The sequence below is a fragment of the Streptococcus sp. SM5 genome (genome assembly GCF_027497975.1).
On the sequence record NZ_JAJNSC010000006.1, the window covers coordinates 160,441 to 171,142 of the forward strand.

General features: G+C 41.0%; 11 protein-coding genes. All 11 read left to right on the forward strand.

What is annotated here, in order from left to right:
- The first annotated feature begins 11 nt into the window (after positions 1-11).
- Positions 12-317: a DUF1292 domain-containing protein gene (locus PAN07_RS06605; protein ID WP_000017620.1), complete on the forward strand. Its 306-nt coding sequence runs from the start codon at positions 12-14 to the stop codon at positions 315-317.
- Between the two features lie 206 nt (positions 318-523).
- Positions 524-1,774: a folylpolyglutamate synthase/dihydrofolate synthase family protein gene (locus PAN07_RS06610; protein ID WP_269797511.1), complete on the forward strand. Its 1,251-nt coding sequence runs from the start codon at positions 524-526 to the stop codon at positions 1,772-1,774.
- An 86-nt stretch (positions 1,775-1,860) separates the two neighbouring features.
- Positions 1,861-2,325: an SP_0198 family lipoprotein gene (locus PAN07_RS06615; RefSeq protein WP_033682416.1), complete on the forward strand. Its 465-nt coding sequence runs from the start codon at positions 1,861-1,863 to the stop codon at positions 2,323-2,325.
- Positions 2,326-2,579: 254 nt separating this feature from the next.
- Complete coding sequence (gene cls, locus PAN07_RS06620) at positions 2,580-4,112, forward strand: cardiolipin synthase (RefSeq protein WP_120719112.1); 1,533 nt, start codon at positions 2,580-2,582, stop codon at positions 4,110-4,112.
- 254 nt (positions 4,113-4,366) lie between these two features.
- Positions 4,367-5,920 carry a damage-inducible protein CinA gene (locus PAN07_RS06625; RefSeq protein WP_269797512.1) on the forward strand — a complete coding sequence of 518 codons (1,554 nt, stop codon included), beginning with the start codon at positions 4,367-4,369 and terminating at the stop codon, positions 5,918-5,920.
- Positions 5,921-6,039: 119 nt separating this feature from the next.
- On the forward strand, positions 6,040-8,247 hold the full coding sequence (gene nrdD / locus PAN07_RS06630) for an anaerobic ribonucleoside-triphosphate reductase (RefSeq protein ID WP_269797513.1): 2,208 nt from the start codon (positions 6,040-6,042) through the stop codon (positions 8,245-8,247).
- An 11-nt stretch (positions 8,248-8,258) separates the two neighbouring features.
- On the forward strand, positions 8,259-8,399 hold the full coding sequence (locus PAN07_RS06635; RefSeq protein ID WP_000521618.1) for a hypothetical protein: 141 nt from the start codon (positions 8,259-8,261) through the stop codon (positions 8,397-8,399).
- A gap of 43 nt (positions 8,400-8,442) precedes the next feature.
- On the forward strand, positions 8,443-8,949 hold the full coding sequence (locus PAN07_RS06640) for a GNAT family N-acetyltransferase (RefSeq protein ID WP_269797514.1): 507 nt from the start codon (positions 8,443-8,445) through the stop codon (positions 8,947-8,949).
- Positions 8,942-9,532 carry an anaerobic ribonucleoside-triphosphate reductase activating protein gene (gene nrdG, locus PAN07_RS06645; RefSeq protein ID WP_001064216.1) on the forward strand — a complete coding sequence of 197 codons (591 nt, stop codon included), beginning with the start codon at positions 8,942-8,944 and terminating at the stop codon, positions 9,530-9,532. Before PAN07_RS06640 ends, nrdG begins: the two co-directional genes overlap by 8 nt.
- Positions 9,533-9,786: 254 nt before the next feature.
- A complete protein-coding gene (gene rpsJ / locus PAN07_RS06650) occupies positions 9,787-10,095 on the forward strand; it encodes a 30S ribosomal protein S10 (protein WP_001284513.1) in 309 nt (102 codons plus the stop codon).
- 81 nt (positions 10,096-10,176) lie between these two features.
- On the forward strand, positions 10,177-10,702 hold a 526-nt coding region (gene rplC, locus PAN07_RS06655), incomplete at its 3' end, for a 50S ribosomal protein L3 (protein ID WP_269797515.1).

Here is a 10,702-nt window from a genome sequence, read left to right on the forward strand (position 1 = left end):
AAGGAGAGGCTATGTCACACGATCATAACCACGACCACGAAGAACGTGAATTAATCACACTAGTAGATGAACAAGGAAATGAAACCTTGTTTGAAATCCTTTTGACCATTGACGGAAAAGAAGAATTTGGTAAAAACTATGTTCTTCTAGTACCAGTTAACGCAGAAGAAGACGAAGACGGACAAGTTGAAATCCAAGCTTACTCATTCATCGAAAACGAAGATGGAACAGAAGGTGAATTGCAACCAATCCCAGAAGACTCAGAAGACGAATGGAACATGATTGAAGAAGTCTTCAATAGTTTTATGGAGGAGTAAAAACGTCCGGTGGACGTTTTTAGCCTGACGCTAAAAAATAAAAACCGTCAGTAAGTTCGGGGGATGTTTTACCCCACGTTAATATTCATAGTAGCTAGTTATTAGCTAACCAGGTGAGAGGTCGGGACGAAAATCCTGGCCTCGTTTTTGTTAGTTATGAGACTTTATTGAGGCAGTTGATTGAACCTGTAATTAAGGAGATGTATATGTTTGAAGTAGAAGAATGGCTCCATAGTCGGATTGGTTTGAATTTTCGATCAGGCTTGGACCGAATGCAGCAAGCGGTGGATTTGTTAGGAAATCCTGAGCAGTCTTACCCTATTATCCACGTCACTGGGACTAATGGGAAAGGATCTACCATTGCTTTTATGAGGGAGTTATTTATGGGGCATGGCAAAAAAGTTGCGACCTTTACCTCCCCTCATATCGTCTCTATCAATGATCGAATCTGCATTAACGGGCAACCAATAGCTGATGCAGACTTCATCCGTTTGGCTAATCAGGTCAAGGAGATGGAGAAAACGCTTCTGCAAACCCATGATCAGTTGTCCTTTTTTGAATTGCTGACCTTGATTGCTTTTCTTTATTTTAGAGAGCAAGAGGTGGATTTGGTTTTATTAGAAGTGGGAATTGGTGGCTTACTTGACACGACCAATGTGGTAACTGGAGAGATTGCTGTCATCACCTCCATCGGACTTGACCATCAGGAGACTCTGGGTGACAGTATAGCAGCAATTGCAGAGCAGAAAGCTGGTATTTTTAAGGCTGGTAAAAGGGCAGTGATTGCGAAAATACCTTCAGCAGCTAGGCTTGTTTGTCAGAAAAAAGCAGACTCTTTAGCTGTTGACCTTTATCAGGCAGGCCAAGATTTTTCAATGCTGAATGGTAATTTTTCAAGTTCTTTACTAAATCTTTCACAGCTGAACATAGGCTTAGAAGGAGCTTATCAGCGGGAGAATGCGGCCTTGGCGCTACAAACCTTTCTTCTTTTTATGAGGGAAGGAAAGGAAGTTGTTGATGAGCAGGTTGTAAGACAGGCTTTGGAGAAGACCCATTGGGCTGGGCGTTTGGAGCGTATTCGTTCTCAGATTTACTTGGATGGTGCTCATAACCTCCCTGCCTTGACTCGCTTGGTTGAGTTTATCAAAGAAAAAGAGCAGGAAGGCTATCGTCCTCAAATCCTATTTGGAGCCTTGAAACGGAAGGATTATCAAGGGATGTTGGCTTATCTGACTGAAAAATTGTCTCAGGTGGAACTCAAGGTGACCGGCTTTGACTATCAAGGTTCTTTGGATGAAACAGATGTAACAGGTTACGATATAGTTCCTTCTTACCGAGAATTTATTAGCAATTTTGAAGCAAGAGCAGGTGCCCAGGATTTGTTGTTCGTTACAGGGTCTCTCTATTTTATCTCAGAAGTACGGGGCTACTTGCTGACCCATGAGCAGATGAATTGACCTCCTTTTTTGAACTTGTTATACTAGGGAAACTACTAGTTAGAGGGAAAAAATTCTGTAAATTGGTAGCAGAAAGGAAATTTATCATGAAATTAAAAAGATTCACACTTTCTCTTGCTTCTCTAGCAAGTCTTAGTCTTTTAGTAGCTTGTTCACAAAGAGCACAACAAGTTCAACAACCAGCAACTCACTCGCAAACACAACAAACTCAGCAATCACAATCTGCTGCTTCATCTTCTACAGAAAATAGCAGCCAGGCAGCAACAAGTTCTTCACAAAATGCTCCTGAGGCTCAACCAACTGATATTGATGGAACCTATACCGGTCAGGACGAGGGAGACCGTATCACTTTAGTGGTAACTGGTACAACGGGCACCTGGACACAGGTAGAAACTGACGGAGATCAAGAAATCAAGCAGGTTAGCTTCGATGCCGCTAATCAACGTATGATTATTGGGGATGATGTCAAGATTTATGCAATCAATGGAAATCAGATGATTATCGACGATATGGATAGAGAAGCGTCTGATCGCATTGTTTTATCAAAATAGACTAGAAGGAGACTGGTTTTGTCAGTCTCTTTTGTTTTTACGCAGAAAAATGATTATAAATACTTGCCTTCTACCGAATACCTGAGTTATACTAGTATCAATTACCTGTTTTTAGCATTCATACTCTTCGAAAATCTCTTCAAACCACGTCAGCTTCCATCTGCAACCTCAAAACAGTGTTTTGAGCAACCTGCGGCTAGCTTCCTAGTTTGCTCTTTGCTTTTCATTGAGTATCAAAATATCAAGGAGGGGATATGAAATATAGAAAATTTCAATTATTAATGTCCAAGTATGGCTTTAGTCTTTCGATTATGCTGCTTGAACTTTCTCTTGTTTTTGGTCTCTTTCTTTACTTAGGGCGTATGGCTTCTATTCTATGGGTTATTCTCTTAATCTTTATGAGTATGGCGACTATTGTCGCAATTGTCAATCGTTCAATGACACCTGATAGTAAAGTAATGTGGTTAGTGGTAACTTTTGTTCCTGTCATCGGCCCCTTGCTCTATCTGATGTTTGGTGAAAGGCGATTGTCCAAAAAAGAAATCAAGCAGTTGGACAAACTTGGTTCTATGCATTTTCGGGAGGATAACAGTAAAGCTCTCCGCCAGAAATTGAAGGAAGATGATAAGGCGGCTTACGGAGTTATCAAATCTTTGCTAAGTATGGATAGCAATGCCGATGTCTATGATCGAACAGATTCACAATTCTTTTCTTCGGGTGAAAGCATGTGGCAACATATGTTGGAAGACCTCAAGAAAGCTGAGAAATTTATCTTTCTAGAGTACTATATTGTCGAAGAAGGTTTGATGTGGAATAGCATACTAGATATACTAGAGCAAAAGGCAGCTCAGGGTGTAGAGGTCAAGATGCTCTATGATGATATCGGCTGTATGGCGACTTTACCTGGAGACTATACTATTCAGCTTCGTAGTCGAGGAATTGAAGCCCATAAGTTTAACAAGGTGATTCCTCGTTTGACGGTGGCTTACAACAATCGGGACCATCGTAAAATCCTTGTCATAGATGGTCAGGTAGCCTATACAGGAGGCATTAACTTAGCCGATGAGTACATCAATCATATAGAACGCTTTGGCTATTGGAAGGACAGTGGGATTCGCTTAGATGGCCCTGGTGTCAAGGCTCTAACCCGTCTTTTTTTGATGACTTGGTACATCAATCGTTGGGAAATCAGCGATTTTGACCAGTATCACCTGGAAAATCAGCCTTGTTCTGGCCAAGGGCTCTGCATTCCTTACGGTAGTGGACCCAAGCCCATCTTCCGTACTCAAGTAGGGAAAAAAGTTTATCAAAGTTTGATTAATCAGGCTACTGATTCAGTCTATATCACAACACCCTATTTGATTATTGACTATGATTTAACTGAGAGTATTAAAAATGCAGCCATGAGGGGTGTTGATGTCCGCATCGTGACTCCTTTCATTCCGGATAAAAAATTAATCCAGCTCATAACAAGAGGAGCCTATCCGGATCTTTTGTCAGCAGGAGTCAGGATTTTTGAGTATAGTCCAGGCTTTATCCACAGTAAACAAATCCTAGTGGATAAGGATTTTGCTGCAGTTGGGACTATCAATTTAGATTATAGAAGTTTGCTTCACCACTATGAAAATGCCGTTTTGCTATATAAAACGGCATCAATCACAGAGATTCAAAAAGATTTTCAGGAGATTTTTTCAGTATCTCAAGAAATTTTCCAAGATACGATAAAAAATAGCTGGTATCAAAAATTGATTAAGGAAATTGCCCAGTTATTTGCCCCAATATTATAAGAAATCTAGGACTTAGGACACAAACCAGTCCTATTTTTCTTGCCTTTTACGAATAGAAAGATAGAGGGGGAATGATGCTGACTCAGAAAGAATTGGATTATATCCTGACATTTAAACAGACGCATTTACACCGATTTCGGGAAATTGAAACCTTTGTGCAACTATGTAAAAAATCACTCAAACAGCCATCGCAAGCTGACAATTCTAGGTCTTTTTGATATACTAAGACAGATAAATTGAATAGGAGAAACGACATGGCTGTATACGGCAGAATCGAAGAAGTATCCGAAACGATACAGAGTGATGAAATAGAAAATAGATTGAATAGGAACCTTGAATCGGACCTGGAAAAAGAAGAGCACCTAGCTTTCCCATTTTTCAAGCTTATCATGGGAAGTACGATTGCGACGATTTTTTCTGTGGTGCTTCCTTTACTTTTAGATATGGTAAGTCCTTCTCAGGCTCAGGATTTGTATATAGGGTGGGCTTTGCATCAGGGAGGACAGCTTTACAGTAGCTATTATGCTAGTCAAGGCATTCTTTATTACTTGCTACTTTATATTACCCAAGGCGGCATTCTTTTTGCCTTGGTAGAATGGCTAGCCCTCTTAGGAGGAGGTTACTTCCTCTTTTCTTCGACAGAGTATTTGACAGGGCAAAGGGAGCAAGCTAAGCAACTCCTAACAATATTTTATATTTTGGTGTCGGGGCTTGGTTTTGGAGGAGGCTATGCTACGATCTTAGCTCTGCCATTCCTGTTTGCAGGATTTTCATTCATAGCAGCTTATCTTTCAACTCCTAACCATGACAAGGGATTTTTACGTCTGGGGATCTTTTTGGGTCTATCATTTTTCATAGAGCCTCTTACAAGTCTTCTCTTTACTGCAGTAGTAACGATTGGTTTATTTGTCTTTAATGTTGGGCATGGTCGTTTTGTCCATGGAGTTTATCAGTTTTTTGCAGCGGCGCTTGGTTTTTCTCTCATCTTTTACCCAGTAGGCTACTATGTCCTTGCTTCAGGTGGTTTTGGAGAAGCTCTAGGGAGTCTTTTGTATCCGATTGATTCCCTTCAGGTCTTTACCAATCCCCAACTAATGGATAATGTTGTATTCTATGGTTTGTTGACCTTTGGTTTAGGAGCTCTTTTCCTTGTTTTTCTAGGCTTGTTCCAATCAAAGACATCAAGATTATATGTTATTTCAGTGCCTGCTAGTTTCACTTTCTTATTTGTACTAGCCTTGTTGCTTTTTTCTCAAGAACCTCTTCACGGTTCGCGTTTGATTCTAATCATTCCATTTTTACTCCTTCTTTTGATGACCAGTATTCGTTGGAAACATTCAGCTAGAGGAGCTCGTCGTCGGAGAAGAGAAGATGTTCCTACATTATGGAAAAAATTCATGAAGGGAAATCTCTACCTACCTATCCTAGTGGTGGTTTATCTGATTGCTATTCCTTTTGTGGCTCGTTTTGTCTTGCATCCAGCTTCTTATAGAGAACAACATCAAGTGGTAGATAGAGTCAAACAAGAGACGAGTGATGGTGACCAAATCTATATTTGGGATTCACATGTTCAGATGTATAAAGAAAGCCAGCGTTTGTCTGGATCCATGTTCCCATCACCTCTTCTTTACACGAGTACAGAAGAGAATAAAACTAGTTTAATCAATGACTTGAAAGAAAACAAACCTAAGGTGATTGTGGTGAATGATAAGGTAGCAGTCTGGTCTGAAGTGGAAACAATTTTGAAAGAAAATTACCAACAAGTAAAGACTGATTACTCAGAGTTTAAAGTCTATAAAATTAAATAACTAAATCAATATCTTGTGTATTTTTAAAAAATTTAGGATTTTTAACACAAGATATTGATTTTTCTTTTTAGAGTGGTATAATACTTTTTAGAAAGAACATTTTAGAAAAGAGCATGCATATGATTGCACTAGAAGAAAAAATTACAATTTTGCCAACTCTCTTCGTCGAGAAACGAGATGGGAGACGTGTTGTGTTTGATGTGGACAAGATTGACAAGGCTCTCCACAAGGCAGCAGACAAGGTTATGGACGTGACACCCTTGGTCGAAAAACGCCTCAATGCTTTGACCGAGCGAATTGTCACAGAAATTCATAGTCGCTTTCCAAAGGGAGTTAAGATTTACGAAATCCAAAATATCGTAGAACATGAACTCCTTGAAGCCAAAGAATATGCGCTGGCTGAGGAGTATATTACTTACCGGACACAGAGGGATTTTGAGCGCTCAAAAGCGACAGATATTAACTTTAGTATCCATAAGCTTCTCAACAAAGACCAGGCAGTTGTCAATGAAAATGCTAATAAAGACAGCGATGTCTTCAACACCCAGCGTGATTTGACAGCAGGGATTGTTGGAAAATCAATCGGACTGCAAATGCTTCCTAAGCACGTAGCCAATGCCCACCAAAAAGGGGATATCCACTATCATGACTTGGACTACAGTCCCTATACCCCTATGACCAACTGCTGTTTGATTGATTTTAAGGGTATGTTGGAAAATGGTTTTAAGATTGGGAATGCAGAGGTAGAAAGTCCCAAGTCTATCCAGACTGCGACAGCTCAGATTTCCCAAATTATCGCCAACGTTGCTTCTAGCCAGTATGGGGGCTGTTCAGCTGACCGTATTGATGAAGTCTTGGCTCCTTACGCAGAGAAGAATTACCAAAAACACCTCAAGGATGCGGAAGAATGGGTCTTACCTGACAAACGGGAAGATTACGCTTGGAAGAAAACCCAAAAAGATATCTATGATGCCATGCAATCTCTCGAGTATGAAATCAATACTCTCTTCACTTCAAATGGGCAAACACCTTTTACTTCGCTAGGTTTTGGTTTAGGAACTAGTCGTTTTGAACGAGAAATTCAAAAAGCTATTTTGACTATTCGTATCAAGGGTCTTGGTTCAGAACATCGTACGGCTATCTTCCCTAAACTGATTTTTACTCTGAAAAGAGGTCTTAACTTGGAAGAAGGGACTCCCAACTACGACATTAAGCAGTTGGCTCTTGAGTGTGCAACCAAGCGGATGTACCCAGACGTCTTGTCTTACGATAAGATTGTTGACTTGACAGGTTCTTTTAAGGTGCCTATGGGTTGCCGTTCCTTTCTCCAAGGGTGGAAGGATGAGAATGGTGTAGAAGTCAATTCAGGCCGTATGAATCTGGGTGTTGTGACAGTTAACCTGCCTCGTATTGCTCTTGAGTCTGAGGGCGACATGAATAAGTTCTGGGAAATCTTCAACGAGCGTATGAATATCGCAGAAGATGCTCTGGTTTACCGTGTCGAACGCACTAAAGAAGCGACGCCAGCGAATGCTCCTATCCTTTATCAGTACGGTGCTTTTGGCCATCGTCTAGGTAAAGAAGAAAGTGTTGACCAGCTCTTTAAGAATCGTCGGGCAACTGTTTCGCTGGGTTACATCGGTTTGTACGAAGTGGCTACTGTCTTCTTTGGAAATAGCTGGGAACACAATACAGAAGCCAAGGAATTCACTCTGGACATCATTCGTGATATGAAACGCCGTGTAGAAGAGTGGTCTGACCAATATGGCTATCATTTCTCTATCTACTCAACACCATCTGAAAGTTTGACAGACCGTTTCTGTCGACTAGATACAGAGAAGTTTGGTTCTATTCCTGATATTACAGACAAGGAATACTACACCAACTCTTTCCACTACGATGTTCGTAAAAATCCAACACCGTTTGAAAAACTGGATTTTGAAAAAATCTATCCAGAAGCAGGTGCGTCGGGTGGTTTCATCCATTATTGTGAGTATCCAGTTCTCCAGCAAAATCCAAAGGCCTTGGAAGCTGTCTGGGACTATGCCTATGACCGTGTCGGCTATCTAGGGACCAATACACCAATTGACCGTTGCTACAAGTGTGATTTTGAAGGGGATTTTGAACCAACTGAGAGGGGCTTTGCTTGTCCTAACTGTGGCAATAGCGACCCTAAAACAGTAGACGTTGTTAAACGGACTTGTGGCTATTTAGGCAATCCTCAAGCGAGACCTATGGTCAATGGACGTCACAAGGAAATCGCAGCGCGTGTCAAACATATGAATGGTTCAACGATTAAAATAGCTGGCCATCAAGTAACAAATTAGAAAGAAGTGAAATGGGAAAATATCAATTAGACGATAAGGGGCGTGCACAAGTAACCCGTTATCACGAGAAACACTCTAAAGGTGGAGCTGGTAAAAAAGAACGCTTGCTCAACCTCAGAGAACAATTTTTAAATAAGAATAAGAAGAAATAAAAGTGAGAGTCAGCTCTCGCTTTTCTCTTAGTGGGAGGTAAGGATGGAATTACGCAGACCAAGATTAGCAGATAAAGAAACAGTTTTAGAGATGATGGCAGAGTTTGAAAAATATCAGTCGCCTCACGACGGTGGTTTCTGGGATACAGAAAATTTTTCTTATGAGGAATGGTTGGAAAGTAATCAGAATCAGGAAATGGGGATTAATTTGACTGAAGGATGGGTTCCCGCAATTCAGTTAGTAGCTTTTTCTGTGAAAGGTAAAGCAATTGGATTTCTTAATCTCCGGTTGCGCCTCAGTAACTTTTTACTAGAAGAAGGTGGCCACATTGGCTACTCCATTCGTCCATCAGAAAGAGGCAAGGGTTATGCTAAGGAAACTCTCCGTCAGGGCTTGCAAGTTGCTAAGGAAAAGAATATCAAGAAAGCTCTGGTGACCTGTAGCGTGAATAATCCTGCTAGCAGAGCAGTCATTTTAGCAAATGGTGGGCTCCTTGAGGATGTTCGTGATGGTGTAGAGCGTTATTGGATAGAGGTAGCGAATGAATAATCCAAAACCACAAGAATGGAAAAGCGAGGAACTCAGTCAAGGGCGTATCATTGACTACAAGGCTTTTAACTTTGTGGATGGAGAAGGTGTGCGGAATTCCCTCTATGTATCAGGCTGCATGTTTCACTGTGAGGGGTGCTATAATGTAGCTACCTGGTCCTTCAATGCTGGCATTCCCTATACAGCAGAATTAGAAGAACAGATCATGGCAGACCTTGCCCAGCCCTATGTTCAAGGATTGACCTTGCTGGGAGGGGAACCTTTTCTCAATACTGGCATTCTTTTGCCACTCGTGAAGCGTATTCGGAAAGAATTGCCAGATAAGGATATCTGGTCCTGGACGGGCTATACATGGGAAGAAATGATGTTGGAAACTCCAGATAAACTGGAACTATTGTCGTTAATTGACATCCTTGTCGATGGACGGTATGACCGAACTAAGAGAAATCTCATGCTCCAGTTTCGAGGTTCGTCCAATCAACGCATCATCGATGTGCAAAAATCACTCAAAAGTGGGCAAGTAGTGATTTGGGACAAGCTCAATGATGGAAAAGAAAGCTATGAACAGGTGAAGAGAGACTAACTTTCTTCTATGAAAATAGTTAAATAAATGACCTATCAAAAAAGAAAACAGTTTCATTGTAAAAAAACGAAAAAACAGCAACAAATCCCTTGCAATCGCAGGGGTTTTGTGTTATTCTATTATGGTGCTGTAAATTACAGCCTTAGCTTTGATGCAAGAGGTTGCGACACGCTCGGTTGCATTGCCACGCAACACCGCGTCGGTTTTCTTGTGGAGCTAGCCTATTATCTTAAATAGACGAAAAGGAGAAAAAGATGGCAAACAAAAAAATCCGTATCCGTTTGAAAGCTTACGAACACCGTACGCTAGATACAGCGGCTGCAAAAATCGTAGAATCAGCTACTCGTACAGGTGCACAAGTTGCGGGTCCAATCCCACTTCCAACTGAACGTAGCCTCTACACAATCATTCGTGCGACTCACAAATATAAAGACTCTCGCGAACAATTTGAAATGCGTACACACAAACGTTTGATCGATATCGTTAACCCAACTCAAAAAACAGTTGATGCGTTGATGAAATTGGATCTTCCAAGTGGTGTAAACGTAGAAATCAAACTTTAATCTAAAGCTTGGTATTTGAGCATAAAAAACGCTCGTTAAAAACTTTTTGAATAAAAAATATAGAAAAGGAACTATTTTCTCATGACAAAAGGAATCTTAGGGAAAAAAGTGGGAATGACTCAAATCTTCACTGAAGCTGGCGAATTGATCCCTGTAACAGTTATTGAAGCAACTCCAAACGTTGTTCTTCAAGTTAAAACTGTTGAAACAGACGGATACAACGCTATCCAAGTTGGTTTCGATGACAAACGCGAAGTATTGAGCAACAAACCTGCTAAAGGACATGTAGCAAAAGCTAACACGGCTCCTAAGCGCTTCATTCGTGAATTCAAAAACGTTGAAGGCTTAGAAGTTGGTGCTGAAATTACAGTTGAAACATTCGCAGCTGGAGACGTTGTTGATGTAACTGGTACTTCTAAAGGTAAAGGTTTCCAAGGTGTTATCAAGCGCCACGGACAATCACGTGGACCAATGGCTCATGGTTCTCGTTACCACCGTCGTCCAGGTTCTATGGGACCTGTTGCACCTAACCGCGTATTCAAAGGTAAAAACCTTGCAGGACGTATGGGTGGTGACCGCGTAACAATTCAAAACCTTGAAGTTGTAC

What these genes read in the sequence shown, in the direction of transcription:
- PAN07_RS06615 (WP_033682416.1), top strand. Translation starts at nt 1,861, where the DNA reads ATGAAATTAAAAAGATTCACACTTTCTCTTGCTTCTCTAGCAAGTCTT.
- PAN07_RS06640 (WP_269797514.1), top strand. Translation starts at nt 8,443, where the DNA reads ATGGAATTACGCAGACCAAGATTAGCAGATAAAGAAACAGTTTTAGAG.
- PAN07_RS06635 (WP_000521618.1), top strand. Translation starts at nt 8,259, where the DNA reads ATGGGAAAATATCAATTAGACGATAAGGGGCGTGCACAAGTAACCCGT.
- nrdG (WP_001064216.1), top strand. Translation starts at nt 8,942, where the DNA reads ATGAATAATCCAAAACCACAAGAATGGAAAAGCGAGGAACTCAGTCAA.
- PAN07_RS06605 (WP_000017620.1), top strand. Translation starts at nt 12, where the DNA reads ATGTCACACGATCATAACCACGACCACGAAGAACGTGAATTAATCACA.
- nrdD (WP_269797513.1), top strand. Translation starts at nt 6,040, where the DNA reads ATGATTGCACTAGAAGAAAAAATTACAATTTTGCCAACTCTCTTCGTC.
- PAN07_RS06625 (WP_269797512.1), top strand. Translation starts at nt 4,367, where the DNA reads ATGGCTGTATACGGCAGAATCGAAGAAGTATCCGAAACGATACAGAGT.
- PAN07_RS06610 (WP_269797511.1), top strand. Translation starts at nt 524, where the DNA reads ATGTTTGAAGTAGAAGAATGGCTCCATAGTCGGATTGGTTTGAATTTT.
- cls (WP_120719112.1), top strand. Translation starts at nt 2,580, where the DNA reads ATGAAATATAGAAAATTTCAATTATTAATGTCCAAGTATGGCTTTAGT.
- rpsJ (WP_001284513.1), top strand. Translation starts at nt 9,787, where the DNA reads ATGGCAAACAAAAAAATCCGTATCCGTTTGAAAGCTTACGAACACCGT.